The sequence below is a fragment of the Dellaglioa sp. CoH-55-MRSF-8 genome (genome assembly GCF_056782195.1).
Window position 1 is genome coordinate 249,847 of sequence record NZ_JBXAYH010000001.1, and the last position, 19,079, is coordinate 268,925.

The window sequence follows — 19,079 nt, forward strand, 5'->3', positions numbered from 1 at the left end:
AAGAGAATATGGAGGTAATAAATATGAATTTTTTTAAACGTGCTTTATTAAATCTTAAAGCAAAAAAAGGACGATCTTTTTTACTTGTATTAGTTATGTCAGCTATTATGTTATTCGTTTTAGCAGGATTAATTATTCAAAATGCAGCAACAACTGCGGCAAATGATGCGAAGAAGAGTGCGGGTGCAACGGTGACATTATCAGCTAATCGAGATAAAGCTTTTAGCGAGATGAAAACTTCAAGCTCAAAAACCACTAAACCATCATTAAACTTAGCTGGGGTAACAGTCGCAACAGCTAAAAAAGTTGGTGCATTAAGCAATGTGAAGAGTTACAGTATCACCACTTCAACTACAGCTAATGCTTCTTCATTTGATGCCATTAAAACAACATCGACCTCAAGTCAAAGTGGTGGGATGGGCGGCAAGAAAATGGCAACTTCTGCAACAACGGGTGATATTTCTATTTCCGGTGTAAGTTCAACGGCTAGTGCACTAAATACTAGTGGTGCCAAAATTACAAAAGGTCGTGGTTTAAATTCGAGTGATTTAAATACTAAAAACGTTGTGATTGAATCAGAACTTGCTTCTACTAACCATATTTCTGTGGGCAATACAATTACAATGAAATCAACTGGTGGTACGAAGTATAAAGTTGAAGTTGTCGGTATTTATAAAGCTAGTTCAACTAGTTCTACAAGTATGGGTGGGCCAGGAGCTACTGATCCATCAAATACTATTTATACAGCTTACACATTTGCGAATACTTTAAAAGGTAGTAAGTATAAAGATACGGCCGATTCAGTTGTGTATACATTAAGTGATCCAGCCAAGTCAGAAACTTTCACAAAAGCAGCTAAGAAATTAATTAACACATCTAAATTTTCAATGTCAACAAACGATAGTACTTATCAATCAATGCTGACACCATTGAATAATGTTAAGAGTTTTGCCCAAAAAATTGTTCTATTAGTCGCAGTTGCAGGAACTATCATTCTTGCCTTAATTGTTATTTTAATGATTAGAGAACGTCGCTATGAAATTGGTGTCCTCCTATCATTAGGTGAAAAACGTTGGAAAGTTATTGCACAATTCTTTGTTGAAATGTTTATGGTTCTACTCGTGTCATTAGTTGTTGCCGGAATTGGTGGGAAATTCGTTGGTAATGCAGTAGGTGATCAATTGATAAGCCAACAAACAACGACATCTACAACAGCTACAACTTCAAATGATATGCAAGGTGGAGGCGGTGCGCCAAGTGGTACTAAAGGTGGACAATTTGGTGGAACAGATCCAAGTGGTATACCAGGGCAGTCAGCGACAACTAAATCTGAGAAATTAAAGAATCTAAGCACAACTGTAAGTATCAAAGATTTGGCAGAATTAGGTGGTATGGGTCTGGCAATTATCTTTATCTCGATTATGTTAGCATCGTTAGGTATTTTACGACTTGAACCCAAGAAAATTCTGATTTCATAAATAATAGAAAGGAGTGATTAAATGATTGAAATTAAAGATGTCGCGTATTGGTATGAAAATAAGGATAACCCCTTATTTGAAAAGGTTAATTTAACTTTTGAAAGAAGTAAATCATATGCAATTGTCGGTAGTAGTGGCTCAGGAAAAACAACATTTCTCTCACTAATTGCTGGTTTAGATAAACCAAAATCTGGAGAAATTATATATGAAGGTGAGGCAATCAATAAAATCGGATTAACTCATTATCGAAATAAAGATGTCTCGATTATCTTCCAATCCTATAATTTATTTACTTATATGTCAGCGTTGGAAAACTTAATGACTGCGATGGACATTACCGGAGCAACACATGCTGGTGATAAACAATATGCCTTTGATATGTTGAAAAAAGTTGGTATTGATGAGGATATGGCTAAGAAGAACGTTCAACATCTTTCTGGTGGGCAACAACAGCGAGTCGCTGTTGTCAGAACGATGTGTTGTGACGCACGATTAGTCGTAGCTGATGAACCGACCGGTAATTTGGATGAAGTTAATACGAAAGAAATTATTGAATTACTTCAAGATTTAGCTAAATCACAAGATAAATGTGTCATCATTGTAACGCATGAACCAGATGTTGCTAAAATGTGTGATACGCAATATGTATTGAAGGACCGTGAGTTTCAAGTTATAGAGTAAGAAATAGCCATATGTATAAGGAAAACTTATACATATGGCTATTTTAGTTGATTGATATTTAATTTATCGTAGTTGCTTCTTATCATTAAAAAATTGTTTATATGAAAGATAACAAACACTAATTGATGAGATACTTGTTGCTGAAAGTAACATGAAAGTGACCATGATTTGGTATTTAATCGCAAAGACAGGATCAACACCGGCGAAGATTAACCCAGACATCATTCCAGGTAAACTAACGATACCAACCGTTTTAGCTGAATCAATAGTAGGCGACATCCCTGTTTTGATACTTTCACGGATAATAGGGTATGCTGCTTGTTTGAGATCTGCACCGAGTGCTAGTTTTTCTAAAATCTGTTGGCGTTGATCACGGAAATTACTGTTAAGGTTACGGTAACAAAGACCAATCGCAACCATTGAATTACTAGCAATCATACCAGTAATTGGAATAATTTGTGAAGGAATAAATTTAAGCGTTCCAGCTAGTAGTAAAAGGCCAAGTGTAACGGACGTACTACAAAAAATGGCAATGAACGAAATACGAAAACTATGTGGAATTCCTGCGCTTTTTTTATGTGCACTATACGCAGCGTTAAAGAAAACAATGAACATCATAACTAAAGTTAGAATAATATTATTAATATTAAAGACGTACTTTAAAATGTATCCGACGATGACTAATTGGATAATTGCACGAATGACACTATAAATAATATCTTTTGCTAGGCCTAATTTTTCTTTATATACAATTCCTAGTGAGACAAGTACTAATGAAAAAGCGAAAACGAGAGAAAGATTATTAACGGCTAAATTATGCATGTCTAACCTCCGTTATTTTTCCGGCCTCGATATTAATTAATTGATCAGCCAGTTTTATTTCATTATCATCATGAGTAACAGCGATAATAGTGATTTTATTTGAGTCATTTAAACGATTAATTAATGCGTGTATAATGTTTTTACTTTCTGAATCTAAAGCACTTGTGATTTCATCAAGCAGTAAGATTTTGGGTAAAAAGATTAAATTACGAATTAAGGCAACACGTTGCTTCTCGCCACCAGATAGTTCATTTATTGATTTCTGAAGATAACTGCTGGGTAAGCCTACGGATTCTAATTCAGAAATGGCACGAGATTCATCGAAGTCTTGCTTACGAACGATATAAGGAAACTCCAGATTGTCTTTAACGGTTTCGCCGAATAAAACGGGGGTTTGGAAGCAATAAGAAACAATCCGACGATATTCGATTGGGTCATAACTGTCAATTGATTTTTCATTGAACTTAATATCACCAGATGTTCTTGAAATTAAACCAGCGATTAATTTCAAAACGGTACTTTTACCGCTTCCAGATGGACCGGTGATTGTTAAAAAGTCTCCAGGGTTTACTTGAAAAGAGATGTGGTTCAAGATTGATTGGTTACTAAGTTCTAGTGAAATATCTTGTAAATCAATAATAGGTTGCATAGTAGGACCGCCTTTCTGATATAACTCATTTTCAGATTACCATGTTTAGCTGTGGGAATAAAGAAAAGTATTTTAGAGAATCTAAGCATATAGATTTAAAAACCTAATAGTAGTAAAAAAGCTAACATCGCTTAGATGTTAGCTTAGTAAATCTATTTCTGATAACTAATTAATTCGATTATATGCTGATCTGGATCTGAAATTGTAATCGATTGTGCATTTTTAACATCTTGCTTTTCAATCGGGCCAGAGATAATAGTCACAAAATAATTTTTCAAGTGATTTTCCATAGCGGTCATTGAATCACTAACGACGAAACTAAGTGTCATTGGAATAACATTAGTTGATGGCTCAAAAATAATTTTTTGATGGCCAAAATGAACAGTAGGTAACTCACTATTTTCAATCATAGTCATATCAAAAACTTCATGATAAAAACGTAAACTTCTTTGGACATCAGTTACGGGAATTGTGATTGCTTCAAAACGTTTAACTTTCATAAAATAAGAAACCTTCTTTTTATTGTTTTTTAATTTGTTTATTAAAGAAACTGAATAGGAATACAGTACTGATGACGACAATGATTAATTCTGTGACGGGTAAAGCAACCCAAACACCAGTTAAGTTGAAGAAGTGGGCAAAAATAAATAATAAGCCTAGTAGTAAGACATAACCGCGCAAGATAGCTAGAATAAGTGCATGTTTGGGTTCGCCAATCGCTGAGAAAAACATGCTAAACACAACATTAAGGGATGATCCAAATAAGCTTAAGAAGTAGATTGGAATGCCTATTTCAGCATAATGGATTAACTCTTGGTTGTTACTATTATTGAATAATGCAATAATAGGATCTTTTTCAAAGGTCAATGTAAGGTATAAAATTGTGCCAATAATAAAACTAACAATTAACCCAAAACGTAATATTTGCTTAACTTCTGGCCAATTCCGAATTCCAAATTCTCGACTGAGTAAAGGCTGAATTCCTTGGGCAACACCATTAAAAAGTGATAAAGCGACTAAGACGATGTTTGCGATAATTCCATAGGCTGCGACAGCTGTATTTCCCGCTAAACTTAAAATGACAAGGTTGAAAGCAAAAATGCTGACACCTGTACTCATTTCAGTTAGAAAGACAGGGAACCCGAATTGAACAACTTTTTTTATTGTCTTAAAGTGAATAGACGTTCGTTGGAGCGTTAAAAGACGTCCTTCCTTTTTACGATGGAAGGTTAATATAGCTAAAGCAACAATTGGAGAAACAGCAGTTGCCATTGCAGCACCACCCATACCAAGATGTAATGGGTACATAAAAATATAATCAAAAATGATATTGAATAAACTAGATACTAACATGGCAACCATCGATAAATGTGGATTATTATCGTTTCGAATGAAACTTAAAACGAGATAATTACAAGCAAAGAATGGTGCAGCTAGCAAAATATAAGTTAGGTATTCAGCAGCTAATTTGTAAGTTCCTGCGTTTGCACCTAAAAAATAGAGTAAAGGTTTCATGAATAAAAAGCCTAAGACTGAGAAAGCTAGGCCGAAAATAATCCCAACAATTAAAACCTGTGTGAAAATTTTTTGACTCGCTTTTTGATCCTTAATCTTTAAAATAGAAAATAAAGTTGCACCACCAATTCCGAGTAACAACCCGACGCCATTTAATAAATTAAAGAGGGGTAATACAATATTTAAAGCCGCTAAACCAGTTGTTCCAACCGCATTAGCAATGAAATATGTATCTGCCAGAAGATACACAGATAAACCTAAAGTACTTAAAACGTTCCGTGTGACGTAACCTGAAAGTTCACGACGGATAGAAACCGTTTGATTATTCATTTTGAGCTCCTTATCGGTACCTATTTTTTATAATCTTATAATAATGGACAATAAAAAATAGGTACCAACATCCTTCATTAAAAAATGGCCTCTTGGATGTGATAACTATTATTTTTGTAAAACCCGGCGATTTTACACTGTTTTGACTGTCTTTATTCTAGCAACTATTATTCAAAATAGCTAGGACAAACAACTAAATAATAGTCAAAGTAGCTGACTAATCCATTTGATAAAAAGTCGATAGAGGCTTATCTTATGTTATAATTGTAAAGGATACTTAATGGACAGCGACTAGAAAGAAGGGTTTAACAGTGGCAACAACATTGCGATTAGCACCACTATTTACTAATCATATGGTTATGCAACAAGATCAGACAACACGTTTTTTTGGTTATGCAGAACCCAATCAAGAAGTAACTGTAACGATTTCAATGGGCGGTAGCGAAGATACAATTGAAACAGGAATTGCTGATGATACAGGATACTTTTTAATTGAAAGTATCTCATTTTTAGCACCTACAATTGTGACCGTTCTAGTTAAATCAGGAACAGATAAAATAATTTTACGCGACGTACAATTTGGAGATGTATTCTTGATTGCTGGACAATCAAATGCTAACTTCAAAATGGCTAAAGATGATGAATTTGATCATAATAAAACAATGCCAATGATGAATTTACGTTTTATCAATATACCTGAAAAGCAATCAACAGAAGAAAATCCATGGCAAATTGTTGATGAAGAAAATATTGGTAACGTTACAGCATTAGGCTATTATATGGCTAAGAAGGTTCGTCAATATGATGAATACACACCAATTGGCCTTGTATTATGTGCTAAAAATGGGACTTCAGCTGCAAGTTGGGTATCAGAAAGTACACTAATAAATAACGAGACTTTAAAAGCAGCTTATGTTGATACTAAAATTCCAAGTTTAGAAGAATCCGATAATTTATACGATACGATGTTATCACAAGTGGGTCCTTACCGATTTAAATTGTTAACTTGGTATCAAGGTGAACGAGATGCAGGAATAGATACAAAACATTATGGGTTACTTTTGAAAAAATTAATCCGTGAATGGCGCAAAACGCTTAAACAAAATAAATTACCAACTTATATTATTCAGTTACCACAATATAATCATAAGATAGCTAATTCATGGGCTGAAATTCGCGATGCACAACAAAAGTTTGCAGCAACAGAAAATCGGGTTTACTTAGTTACAGCTATGGATGAAGATTCAGCTAACGAGATTCATCCAAGTAGTAAAAGACAATTAGGTTATCGTGTAATCGAATTATATTCTAATTTTGGTAAATTCGATGAAATGCAAACAAGTCCACAATTATCTGAAATTTCAGCTGATGTAAAACAAATGCGTCTTAACTTTTCAAATTGTGAACAACTTGAAACAACAAATGATATTGATTTAAAATGGATCATGCCAGGGGATGTTTTAAAACCTGCAGTGATTGATTTAGGTACAAATGATATCAAGATTCGATTAGAAGAAGAATCAATTGGCTTACAGTATGCATATGCAAATGTAACTTCTGCCGGCTTATGGAACGAAAACCATATTCCAGTTAGTCCTTTTAAAATCTACTTTGATTAATCTTAATAAGTTCTAAATAAAGCAGCCTTACAATTTAAAATTGCAAGGCTGCTTTATTTTAGTTAGTCAATCAAAAAGGCAACTGACTGATATGGAGCTAACGTCATAGCTGTTTCTAATTTGATATCGGTTGGATAATTATTGATGACAGTTGATATTTCCCCGGTAAATGCAGGTAAAGTAATCGTTGTCGTTGTACCATAGAAATTATTTAAAACAATTAAACGTTGATTTTTTAGTATTCTTTGGTAAGCAAAAACTTGAGTATCGTCCATTAAAAGAGGTTGATAATCACCAACAGAGACAATTGGCAGAGTCTTACGTAATTTAATTAGTTGTTGATAGTAATTAAATATTTCGCCGCGTACTAATTCATTTTGAACGTTGACGATAGACTGATTCATTGGCATCAACCATGGTTTTTCAGCTGAGAACCCTGCATACTCAGAGTTATTCCATTGCATGGGAGTACGACTATTATCACGAGATTTTGCTTGAATAATGTCTAAGGCTTCAGTTTCACTGAGTCCTTTCGCTAATAATGTTGGGTAAATGTTTTTGGTTTCAATATCATTATAATCAGATAAATGCTGATATTGAGGATCGCTCATCCCAATTTCTTCTCCCATATAAATAAAAGGCGTTCCACGTAATAAATGAATAGTTGTCGCTAGCATTTCGGCAGATTTTTCACGAAAATGGACGGGATCACCAAAACGATTAATAGCACGAGGCTGATCATGATTATTCCAAAATAAAGCGTTCCAACCATGACCAGCTGTCATACCTAATTGCCAATCATTTAGAATGTTTTTTAAACTCATAAAGTCAAAAGGCATCGTCGTCCATTTATTTCCATGGGTATAGTCAACTTTTAAATGGTGGAAGGTAAAGACCATTGATAACTCGTTGTTTTTGCCTAACGTGTATTCAATACAATTATCGATTGAAGTAGAAGACATTTCACCAACGGTCACAGCATCAGGGTCTTGACCAAAACTAGATTCGTTAAGTTCTTGTAGATATTGATGAACTATTTTTTTATCTGTATACATAAGTCTACTATCAGTACCATAAGGTGCATCAAGTAAATTGACATCTTTACCGATGACATTGATAACGTCGAATCGGAAACCTTTAACACCTTTGTTGCGCCAAAAATTAACAATCTTGGCCATTTCTTTTCGAACTGCTGGATTATGCCAATCTAAGTCTGCTTGAGTTGGGTCGTAGAGATGAAGGTAGTACTTACCCGTATTTCCGAAAGCTTCCCATGCAGGACCACCAAATTTAGAATCCCAATTAGTTGGAAGCGAGCTATCTGGTTTTGCTCCACGAATATAATAGTAAGCCATATATTTTGGATCACCTTTTAGCGCTTTTTGGAACCATTCATGTTCAGTTGATGTATGGTTAAAAACCATATCCATCATGACATCGATGCCTACAGATTTTAGCTTGGTAACAAGTTCATCAAAATCAGCCATAGTACCAAACTTAGGATCAATATGATAATAATCTGAGATATCATAGCCATTATCATTTTGTGGTGATATGAAAAAAGGATTAAACCAAATCATATCAATATTGAGTTGTTTTAAATAAGGTATTTTAGCGATAATCCCTTGTAAATCGCCCAGGCCATCATTGTTACTATCATAAAATGATTTTGGGTAAATTTGATAAATAATTTTATCTTCAAATGTCATCGTTATTCTCCTATTAGTTATATTTTCTTCGTCCGTCGTGCAAAATCAACAAAACTAAAACGATCTGAGCGGTGAATAGCTTCGGTAATCTGAAATAAACGACTATCTTGTAAATAGGTTTCACTTCTTATGACAACAACAGATTCTGTTTTTGGAATGTTTAATAATTTTTGGATAGTTGTATCTGCTGGTTCAACTGTAATTTTTTTAATAGCATAACTGATTTCTAAGCCTAATTTATTTTCAAAATAATCATAAAGCGAATTTTGGGCAACTGCTAAAGGTATCTCAGGTACGATATCTGAAAGTATGTAGTCACGATCAATAACACTGGGTTCATTTTTAACAAGTCGTAGACGTTCAATAAATGTCGCTTTATCGCCAACAACAGACTTAGGTGCAAAACTCTCTATAGGAATAGTTGTGACAAGTAACTGTCTAACTTGTGTTTCCGAATTCATTTGAAGAGACTTATTCAGTTCCTCATATGAAGTAATACCTGAGACGGGAAAAGCGAATCGTTGAATATCTAAAACAAGCGATCCTTTGCCTCGAATTTTTTGAATATAGCCATTGGTTAGTAAATTTTGGAGAGCCTTTCGAATTGTTTCGCGAGAAGTACCGTATAAATGGCTCAATTGAATTTCACTAGGTAGGAATGTTCCTGATGCGTAAATATTATGTGTGATTTTAGTGACAAGATCTTGATAAATACCTAAATGTTTATTTTGGTTCGTCATAATAGTCACCTCCAATGATAAGGTTATTTTAACATAAACATTCTAGTCTATACAAGTATATATAAATGTTAATTTAAAAGAAAAGAAAGCGTTGACATCCTGTATAGACAGGTTTATTATAAGGATAACTTGAAAACGCTTAATCGCTGTAAGCGAATCTAGTTAAATAAATTAAAAAAAATGGGGGAGAGAACAATGTCGATTTTTAAAAGAAAACAAAAGGTAAATGATGATAAGTTTTACGCACCAGCAACTGGGGAGTTAATTGATTTAGAAAATGTGAGCGATTCTGTTTTTGCTCAAAAATTAATGGGTGATGGCTTCGGATTTAAACCAACCGCAGGGGAAATTTATAGTCCAGTATCTGGAACTATAACATTGGTTGCATCAACAAAACATGCTATCGGATTCACGATGGATAATGGACTTGAAATTTTATTACACATGGGTGTTGATACGGTTGATTTAAAAGGTGCACCATTTGATATTAATATTAAAAAAGGTGCTCGTGTTCATGGTGGTGAATTACTTGGGACTATGGATTTAACACAAGTTTCTGAAGCACAATTAGACAATGTTTTAATGGTAGTAATTACAAATACACAAGATAAATTAGACAAATTAACATTATCGGAACCACAACCTTTTGAAGGTGGCACGGAAGTGGGATCTGGTACTGCAAAAGGGGAGGAATAGTTATGGCAAAAGATTACACACAATTAGCTACAGACATTATCAAACAAGTCGGTGGTAAAGAGAATATTAAGAGTTTAATCCATTGTATTACGCGGTTACGATTTTACTTAGTTGATGAAAGTAAAGCAGACGATGAAGTGATTAAAAATTTAACAGGTGTAATTGATGTTCGTCATGCTGTTGGACAATATCAAGTTGTTATTGGACCAGCTGTTACTGATGTCTATGATGCAGTTATTGCACAATTAGGAACATCATACGCAGGTGGCGAGGTCGATGCTGCCGATGATGCACCAGCTGAGGAAAAACCAACAACATTCCGTGGAAAATTGAATGCTGGATTTAATACTTTGATTGGTGTTATCACAGGTTCTATGATGCCAGTAATTGGATTATTGGCTGCTAGTGGTATTTTAAAAGGATTACTTCAAATGGCTGTCGATTTTCGTTGGACAGAAGCCACATCACAGACTTACATTTTCTTATCAGCCATGGGAGATTCAGCATTCTATTTCTTACCTATTATTGTTGGATTCACAGCTGCACAGAAGTTAAAATCTGATCCAATTATTATGGCTATTGTTGGTGGTGTCTTGGTATATCCTTCACTTTTTGGTATTGCAACAGGAACAAAAGTGTTTGGACAACTTTTGGGGATGTCATTAAATACTAACTTATTTGGGATTCCAATTCATATGGTTAACTATACTTACAGTATTTTCCCAATTATTGCTGGAGCATGGTTAGCACATTATGTTGAAAAAGGACTCAAAAAAGTTATTCCACAAGTTTTACGAATGATTTTTGTACCATTGTTAGAAGTTATGATCGTTTCGGCCGCTATTATCATTATTGTTGGACCTATTATTACGTTAATTAGTACAGGTATTTCTATTATTTTAAACACAATTTTAACAGCAAACTACCCAATTGCAGGTTTTGTTATTGGTGGATTATATCAATGTTTAGTTATCTTTGGTTTACATTGGGCAGTTGTTCCTTTAATCGCAAACGATATTGCTTCAAAAGGCTACAGCTACTTAAATGCAATTGTTTCAATTACAATGGTAGCTCAAGGTGCTGCTGTAATGGCAGTTATGATTAAATCAAAAATGGCTAACATTAAAGAATTATCTGGTGGTGCAGTTATTGCAGCATTCAGTGGTATTACAGAACCAGCTATTTATGGGATTACCTTAAAATATGGGCGTGTCTTCTTAGCAGCTAATATTGGTGGTGCAGTTGGTGGATTAGTAGCCGGACTATTAAACGTTAATATGTACGGATTTACTGGTTCATTAATCGGATTCCCTTCATTCTTTACACCTTTAAAGTTTGGTGGAGGAATGAGTAACGAAATTAACTTTTGGATTGCATCAATTGTTACAATAATCGTAGCATTTGGTTGTACTTGGGTCTTTGGATTTAAAGATTCCGATGTACTTGCTGAAAAAGAAGTTAACCGTCGTAAAACAATTGGTAAAGATGCATAGAATTGTAAATTAACTAAAATGTTTATGTGATTATATAAAAATGTCAAAGGGATATTTATCTCTTTGACATTTTTTTTGTAACAGATAAATTATTTGACTATCTAAGTTTACAAGTGTAAACTAAAAATATAAATTAATGGAGGCGGTATAAATGGATCACAAAGATATGAAAGAAATGGATCACATGAATATGAATCATAAGGATATGAAAAATATGGACCACATGAGTATGGATCACATGGATATGGAAGGAATGGACCACGATCAAATGAACATGGGTGGGCACATGATGCATATGGGAAATCTAAAATTGAAATTCTGGATTTCTTTAGTTTTAGCAATTCCTATTGTTTTAATGACACCTATGATGGGGATTAACTTACCCTTACAGTTTACTTTCCCTGGATCTGATTGGGTTGTAGCACTTATTGGTACTGGATTATTTTTCTATGGCGGTAAAACATTTTTAGATAGTGCAAAGATGGAGCTTGCAGATAAAAAGCCAGCAATGATGACCTTAATCGCAATGGGTATTAGTGTGGCATACTTGTATAGCTTATATGCTGTTGTGATGAATAATCTTGTAGATCCAAGTCATCATGTTATGGATTTCTTCTGGGAGTTAGCAACGTTAATTGTCATTATGTTGTTAGGTCATTGGATTGAAATGAACGCTGTTATGTCAGCAGGAGATGCTGTTCAAAAATTAGCACAACTCTTACCTAAACAAGCACATATCGTTAGAGAAAATAAAAAAATTGAAGATGTTGATTTAACAAATGTTCATGTTGGAGATATTCTGTTAGTTAAAGGAAATGAAACGATTCCAGCTGATGGAACAATTATTTCTGGTAAAACAAGCGTCGATGAAGCTATGATAACTGGTGAATCGAAACAAGTTGAAAAAGTAGTAGATGATGAAGTCGTTGGTGGATCAGTTAATGGTAATGGAGAAATCCAAATGACTGTAACGGGAACTGGTGAAACAGGTTACTTAGCTCAAGTTGTTAAATTAGTCACAAAAGCGCAGTCAGAAAAATCAGATACGGAAACGTTAGCTGATAAAGTTGCGGGATATTTATTTTATGCTGCCATGACTGTTGGTATTTTAGCATTCATTGTATGGTTAATTACAGGGACATTTAGTCAGGCATTATCAATTCTTGTAACTGTTCTAGTGATTGCTTGTCCACATGCTTTAGGTTTAGCCATTCCATTAGTTGTTGCGAGAAGTACTTCTTTATCAGCTAAAAATGGCTTATTAATCAAAAATAGAAATGCGCTAGAAGTTGCACACACAATTGACACATTACTTGTTGATAAAACAGGAACTTTAACTGAAGGTCATTTCGTGGTAACCGGATATAAAACATTTACTGATCAGTTTTCTGAATCAGAAATTATCGGATTGATGGCGTCGTTAGAACGTGGATCGACACATCCTTTGGGTAAAGGAATCATTCAAAAAGCAGAAGATTTAAAAATTGAGATTCCAACTGCAAGTGAAACACAACAAATTAATGGTGTTGGATTAGAAGGACATATTAACGATGATGCATTCAAAATTGTTTCTGAAGCTTATGTTAATAAACAACAGTTATTAACGGATGAAATGGCTTCTGACAACGAAGGAGATTCAATTAGTTATTTAATTCAAAATGAAAAAGTGATTGGGTATGTTGCTCAAGGGGATCAAATTAAACCAGAATCATTTGGTTTAGTCGAAAAATTAGAAAAAATGAATATCAAAGTGATTATGTTAACTGGTGATAATCAACAAGCTGCTGATAAAGTTGGTGCAAAACTAGGTATTGTAGATGTTCGTGCTAACTTAATGCCTGAAGATAAGGCTAAAATTGTTAGTCAGTTAGAGGGCGAAGGACATAACGTTATCATGGTTGGTGACGGTATTAATGATGCGCCTAGTTTAGCAAGTGCAACAATAGGGATGGCAATTGGTTCAGGTACGGATGTTGCTGTCGACTCTGCAGACGTTATATTAGTTAAAAGTAATCCGATGGATATCATAAAATTTTTGAAATTAAGTCGAAACACAAGATTGAAAATGATTCAAAATCTTTGGTGGGGTGCAGGTTATAATATTATTGCATTACCATTGGCTGCCGGCGTTTTAGCACCAATTGGCTTTATTTTAAGTCCATTAGTGGGTGCAGTTGTGATGTCGTTAAGTACAATTGTTGTTGCAATTAATGCAATGATGTTACACGATTAAGAGATAAAAAAATACCACCGTTGATAGTAGTTATCAATGGTGGTATTTTTTAATTTAATCTTTAAAATTGTCGTTTTCAACATCTGATAAGAAGGTACTTAAATGATCAAAGTAAACAGGAGCGTTATCGATCATATGATGATGACCACCCTCAGGAGTTGTTTCAAGACGAGCATGTGGAATTGTTTCTGACATTCTTTTAGCTGTTGCTAAAGGCATTGTTTCATGTTCGCCAAATGTGATTAATGTTGGGACAGTAATATTTTTAATGCGGTCACGAGTAGACCAGTCTTTTAATTTACCAGTCACAACGAATTCATTGTTACCTTGGAAGTAATTATAAACGGGTTCAGCCATTGTGCTTACTAAATGAGAAATTTGGGCTGGCTTTTTACGATCAACATAGCCGTCATTTAAAATATCGACATAACCTTGGTAACGGTCATTATCAAGATCGTTATTTTTTTCACATTCTTGCATGTAGGCAAGCGCATCAGCATCCAATTCTTTAGCACGAATAGCATTAACGTTTGCTAAATATTCGTTAATATCATCAGTCATACTTGAGATAATAGCACCTTTTAAATGGTCACCATATTTTAAGGCGTATTCTTGAACAAGAGCACCACCCCATGATTGACCAATTAGGTAGAAGTTATCTAAACCTAATTTAATACGGACTTCTTCAACTTCATCAATGAAGTAATCAATATTAAGAAATTTATCAACATTTTCTTGTTTAGTAAAATCTGGTTGATCAGAATACCATGAACCGAGTTGGTCATACATTGAAACCTGAACGCCAAGAGGTGCTAATTTTTCAGCAAAATTTTCGTAATATTCATGTGTACCACCAGGCCCACCATGTAGACAAAGTAGTTGGATATCACCTTGTCCTTCAGTATGAGTCCAGAGATGATAACCATTATCTAACGTAATAATTTTCGTTCCGTATGCCATATTAATCCACCTAATTTCTTAAGAATAGATTAATCATAGCACTTTTATGATTATTTACCAGAATGAAAGTGAGGATGGTATTTTTTTAAGAGTGTTAGTTGCATATTTTAGTGAGTTAGCTTAAAGTTATGTTAACTAATAAAATTAAAAGGTTAACGGTGTAAAATGAAAACTAAAGACAGTATTCTAAAAATATTAGCTGGACAACAAGATACTATTATTTCGGGAGAACTATTGGCTGAAAAACTTGGCGTTTCGAGAACTGCTATTTGGATGGCTATTAAGAGTTTACAAGAGCAGGGTTTTGACATTAAGACGATTCCACAAAAAGGATATAGTCTAAATGATGGTAATCAGTTGAACGCACAACTAATTCAATCTTATTTAACAACTGACATGATGCAAATTGAATTATTTGATGAAGTGACATCTACCAATGTATTGGCGAAAGAGCGTTCAAGCCAGCCCGATATACAGGGTCCACTGTTAATAGTGGCCAATAGTCAAACAGCAGGATATGGTCGATTTGGTCGAACATTTGAATCACCAGAAGAGACTGGGATTTATATCAGTTATTTATTGAGAATTGATCAACCTATCAAAGATGTTGGTCAGCTAACGACAGCAACTGCCATGGCGGTTAGTTATGCTTTAGAAAATAAATTGAAAATTCAACCACAAATAAAGTGGGTGAATGATATTTATTATCAAAATAAAAAAGTCTGCGGGATTTTAACGGAGGCTGTCACAGATTTTGAAACGCAGCAAGTGACAAGCTTAGTTATAGGGATTGGGCTAGATTTTAAAACAGACCTTAAAAAATTATCTCCAGAGTTACAAGATAAAGTGGGTTCATTAATTGATGAATCGAATAATGTCACACGGAATGAGTTGATTGCTGAAATTACCAATCAATTTATCCAAATCTATCAGAATTACCAAAATGGTGACTTCATGAATGATTATCGTAAACGGTCACTAGTTATTGGACAGACAGTTACTTTAAAAAGTGGTCATCAAGAAATTATTGGTACAGTTGAAACAATTAAAGATGATGGACAGTTGGTATTGAGAGATAAAAATGGGCAAATAACGACTTATATGGCTGGTGAAATTACAAAGGTGAATGTGGAAGGCTTAACAAATGGGACAAAATAAACAGTTAAAACAATTAATTATAGCAGCAGAGTTAGCAGCCGTTTTGGGTGTTTTATCCCAGTTAACCATTCCATTGGGGCCAATCCCGTTAACGTTACAAACCATTTTTATCGGATTATTATCGAGTTTGAGACCGGTTCAAGAAGGATTAAAAGCGGTGGGCATTTATCTCCTATTAGGATTAATAGGAATCCCAGTTTTTGCTGGATTTCATTCGGGACTTTTTTCTTTAATTGGACCAACAGGTGGTTATTTATTTGGTTTTTTAGCCTATATTATCTTAACGGGGCTGTTTTTAAAATGGTATGGTAATGGTCGTTGGCAGTTGTACATGGGGAATTTATTAGGTGCTAGTGTGCAATTAGTTTTAGGAGCAATCTGGTTAATGGTTTACCAACAAACCTCGATGCAACAAGCATTTTTAATAGGTATTTTACCATTTTTGATTGTTGGATTTATTAAAGTTATTTTTGTGTGCGAATTGTCTCATTACTTAATACGTAGATATTGATAAATAAAAAAAGAAAATCATCAATAATTTTTTTGATGATTTTCTTTTTTATTTAGAATAATGATACTGTACTAACAGATTGATAAGGAATTTTAAGACGCGAATTAGCTAAGTTAATAGTATAACTATCTGAATCGTTATTTCGTAAAGTCATCCCAAAATCTGTTGCGTAAATGATTAATTCAATCTGATGACCTTCCTTAATGTGATAGGCAGTTGGTTGTAAATCAAAATCTACTGTGTTGAAAGTTCCTGGAAGGACAGAATCATTTTGATAACGATTTGTCCTATTTTGTAAATTGATATGACCTTTGGAAATCATTTTCCAAGGAGTTTTTGTGGGATTTTTAGTAAATTCAACCAAATCATCTTCACGCCAATGAAATCCCATATCTAAAGATTTTCGTTTGAGAATGGATGGCACGGGGGTGAGTCTATTTTCTTCACCATAATCGATAAGCATGCAACTAATGAGCCCTTTTGTTTGTAGTGCTGCAACAGACAATTTTATGTGAGCAGAACCGGAAATAAACAGCGGTTCTGTTAATGGTTCTGAGATTAATTGGATTCTATTTTTAGCCATTTCTGTTTCTTTAGTTGAAACTAAAGCTTGATTCCAAAGATGATTATCTCTGACGTAGTTGTTAAAAAGGTCAGTTGGTAAGTTATCTTTGAAAGTAGCAAATTGGTGAGCATCTGATGTGACTGATTGTGTTAATTTATTTTGTTGGAAATGATAGGATTGGGTAGGAGAATCCGGGTCTGCCCAATCATCATAAGTGTGCCACGTTTCAGCTTCTAGGTTATCTTGTATGGTGACATTGGGAATAAGTGTCTCAGCACCATTTTCGATATTATAAAGTTGATTTGATAACCATAAATTCATCATATCAGTGAAATCTAATGAGCGAAAGTTATTGATATAGATATGTTTACCTTGGTGTAAGAATAATTTTTTAACAATAGGTAAAGGACGTAATGCTTGCCAAAGTTGTTCAACTTGGCGAGGTTTGACGTTCCAATCATTTAAACCATGGACCATAACAATATTTGCTTTGATATTTTTAGTTTGGTTTAAATAATTACGTTCATCCCAAAATTTATTGTAATTACCAGATGCACGGTCTTGTCCTATAGATAATCGATTCATAACTTTGTCAAAGTAGTCTTGAATATTAGCGTAGTCGGCGGCATCTTTTTGGCGACTTAAACAAAGCGCAGCTAAAACATCTGCATCTTCACCTTGGCAAGCTTCAGGCGCGACGACTAGTCCATTTTCACGATAATAATCATACCAACTTGAAATAGCGGCTTCAGAAATGATTGTTTTTAAGCCGGATACACCAGTTGTTGCAGCTGCAGTAGCAAGCGTACCAAGGTAAGATTTACCAGTCATAGCAACGTTACCATTACTCCAAGTGGCTTTAATTGATCGATTATCGAGTTTATTTGTGAATGCTTGCCGATGTCCCGTTAGCCATTCAATAATGGCGACGGTTGATACCGTTTCTTCAACACTCCCACAAGTACGAATACCATCTGATTCTCGAGTACCAATACCAGCTGCATAGACGATTGCAAATCCTCTAGCTAGCATGTAATCGTTGAATGTATACGAAGATTCACGGCTAAAGGTTTGCTCAGTTTCTGTTGATTCTGAGAGGATTGATCGTGGTTCGGGTAAGTTGGATTTCTGATAGTTATAGGTGATATCAGATTCAGTTAATTCAGTAACTGGTTTTTCGGTAAGCGGGATATCAACGTTGCGCATTAATTCAGAATCATCATTTGTGCCTTGATTGTAAGGACTTGCTGTATAAAGAATAGGTACTTTTAGTCCGGATGTAACTAGTGGTCTTAAAATTTCTGTTTTTAATAAATCACGTTGACCATCTTGGTCAGTATCTAATGGGGCTTCAACGTAGACGACTTCACGAATCAGTTTAGTTGTATCAAAAACAGGTTGCGCTTTTCCATTGAAAAATAAAGGTTTCGCATCTTTATAAAATGAAACAAAGTACCCTTTATTTGCTAGTGTATCTGTGAAGACTTGGCCATTTTTGGTATGTGTTGTCAGTAAGAGATACCATGCGGACCAAAAATCATTAACGGATTCAATAATTTCAATAGAAGGTAACTGAATTTTAGCCATTGCCGTAAATGGGTCATCAATTTTGAAATCGACATCGACTTCAAATTCTAGTAACTGTAATGCAACATTATAAAAGATAACAGGTGTTAATTCCTTTTTTGTAGTAAAAAATTCATAAACAGAAATGGATTCTGTCGCTAATAAGGACATCATTTTTTGTTGTTTCGCACCGATTGTTTGATAGTCGATGAGAATTTTATTGAGTAATTGTTCAAATAAATGTGTAGGATTGGTTTCGGAGGCTATATACAAATTAATAGCTTTAAGTTCTTTTATTTGTGTCTCAAAAGTAGGTGTATAGTTAGCAAATTGATTATTTTTCATAAGTCAAAA

General features: G+C 34.4%; 14 protein-coding genes and 1 pseudogene. 7 read left to right on the top strand and 8 right to left on the bottom strand.

Annotated elements, in window-relative coordinates; translation table 11 throughout:
- Nucleotides 1-23 precede the first annotated feature (23 nt).
- Both AC1RPW_RS01170 and AC1RPW_RS01175 read left to right on the top strand, forming a co-directional pair.
- On the top strand, nt 24-1,478 hold the full coding sequence (locus tag AC1RPW_RS01170) for an ABC transporter permease (protein WP_481760953.1): 1,455 nt from the start codon (nt 24-26) through the stop codon (nt 1,476-1,478).
- 21 nt (nt 1,479-1,499) lie between these two features.
- Nucleotides 1,500-2,159: an ABC transporter ATP-binding protein gene (locus AC1RPW_RS01175; RefSeq protein ID WP_481760952.1), complete on the top strand. Its 660-nt coding sequence runs from the start codon at nt 1,500-1,502 to the stop codon at nt 2,157-2,159.
- Between the two features lie 63 nt (nt 2,160-2,222).
- Here the strand turns inward: AC1RPW_RS01175 and AC1RPW_RS01180 are convergent, their stop codons facing one another.
- From AC1RPW_RS01180 to AC1RPW_RS01195, 4 genes are all read right to left on the bottom strand, one after another.
- Entirely contained in the window at nt 2,223-2,981 is a 759-nt protein-coding gene (locus AC1RPW_RS01180; RefSeq protein WP_481760951.1) for an ABC transporter permease, read from the bottom strand.
- Nucleotides 2,974-3,630, bottom strand: a complete 657-nt coding sequence (locus tag AC1RPW_RS01185) for an ABC transporter ATP-binding protein (RefSeq protein WP_481760950.1) — start codon at nt 3,628-3,630, stop codon at nt 2,974-2,976. Before AC1RPW_RS01185 ends, AC1RPW_RS01180 begins: the two co-directional genes overlap by 8 nt.
- Before the next feature lie 152 nt (nt 3,631-3,782).
- Nucleotides 3,783-4,130 carry a VOC family protein gene (locus tag AC1RPW_RS01190; protein ID WP_481760949.1) on the bottom strand — a complete coding sequence of 116 codons (348 nt, stop codon included), beginning with the start codon at nt 4,128-4,130 and terminating at the stop codon, nt 3,783-3,785.
- 19 nt (nt 4,131-4,149) lie between these two features.
- On the bottom strand, nt 4,150-5,475 hold the full coding sequence (locus tag AC1RPW_RS01195) for an MATE family efflux transporter (RefSeq protein ID WP_481760948.1): 1,326 nt from the start codon (nt 5,473-5,475) through the stop codon (nt 4,150-4,152).
- 311 nt (nt 5,476-5,786) lie between these two features.
- Between AC1RPW_RS01195 and AC1RPW_RS01200 the strand changes: the two genes are divergently transcribed.
- On the top strand, nt 5,787-7,094 hold the full coding sequence (locus AC1RPW_RS01200) for a sialate O-acetylesterase (protein WP_481760947.1): 1,308 nt from the start codon (nt 5,787-5,789) through the stop codon (nt 7,092-7,094).
- A gap of 62 nt (nt 7,095-7,156) precedes the next feature.
- On the opposite strand, the gene treC is transcribed toward AC1RPW_RS01200, so the two are convergent.
- Nucleotides 7,157-8,803, bottom strand: coding sequence for an alpha,alpha-phosphotrehalase (gene treC, locus AC1RPW_RS01205; protein ID WP_481760946.1), 1,647 nt, complete (start codon nt 8,801-8,803; stop codon nt 7,157-7,159).
- 17 nt (nt 8,804-8,820) lie between these two features.
- Nucleotides 8,821-9,543: a trehalose operon repressor gene (gene treR, locus AC1RPW_RS01210; RefSeq protein ID WP_481760945.1), complete on the bottom strand. Its 723-nt coding sequence runs from the start codon at nt 9,541-9,543 to the stop codon at nt 8,821-8,823.
- 195 nt (nt 9,544-9,738) lie between these two features.
- On the opposite strand from treR, the pseudogene AC1RPW_RS01215 reads away from it, so the two are divergent.
- Together AC1RPW_RS01215 and AC1RPW_RS01220 are read left to right on the top strand one after the other, a co-directional pair.
- A pseudogene (locus tag AC1RPW_RS01215) lies at nt 9,739-11,732 on the top strand (PTS sugar transporter subunit IIABC).
- Between the two features lie 205 nt (nt 11,733-11,937).
- Nucleotides 11,938-13,965 (top strand): copper-translocating P-type ATPase, encoded by a 2,028-nt coding sequence (locus tag AC1RPW_RS01220; RefSeq protein ID WP_481761140.1) that lies wholly within the window; start codon nt 11,938-11,940, stop codon nt 13,963-13,965.
- Nucleotides 13,966-14,019: 54 nt separating this feature from the next.
- On the opposite strand, the gene AC1RPW_RS01225 is transcribed toward AC1RPW_RS01220, so the two are convergent.
- Nucleotides 14,020-14,925 carry a proline-specific peptidase family protein gene (locus tag AC1RPW_RS01225; RefSeq protein WP_481760944.1) on the bottom strand — a complete coding sequence of 302 codons (906 nt, stop codon included), beginning with the start codon at nt 14,923-14,925 and terminating at the stop codon, nt 14,020-14,022.
- Nucleotides 14,926-15,090: 165 nt separating this feature from the next.
- Here AC1RPW_RS01225 and AC1RPW_RS01230 point away from each other — a divergent pair, with 165 nt between their 5' ends.
- Together AC1RPW_RS01230 and AC1RPW_RS01235 are read left to right on the top strand one after the other, a co-directional pair.
- On the top strand, nt 15,091-16,083 hold the full coding sequence (locus tag AC1RPW_RS01230; protein WP_481760943.1) for a biotin--[acetyl-CoA-carboxylase] ligase: 993 nt from the start codon (nt 15,091-15,093) through the stop codon (nt 16,081-16,083).
- Nucleotides 16,070-16,594 (top strand): biotin transporter BioY, encoded by a 525-nt coding sequence (locus tag AC1RPW_RS01235; RefSeq protein WP_481760942.1) that lies wholly within the window; start codon nt 16,070-16,072, stop codon nt 16,592-16,594. Before AC1RPW_RS01230 ends, AC1RPW_RS01235 begins: the two co-directional genes overlap by 14 nt.
- Nucleotides 16,595-16,646: 52 nt before the next feature.
- On the opposite strand, the gene AC1RPW_RS01240 is transcribed toward AC1RPW_RS01235, so the two are convergent.
- Nucleotides 16,647-19,070 (bottom strand): Xaa-Pro dipeptidyl-peptidase, encoded by a 2,424-nt coding sequence (locus tag AC1RPW_RS01240; RefSeq protein ID WP_481760941.1) that lies wholly within the window; start codon nt 19,068-19,070, stop codon nt 16,647-16,649.
- Nucleotides 19,071-19,079: the final 9 nt, after the last annotated feature.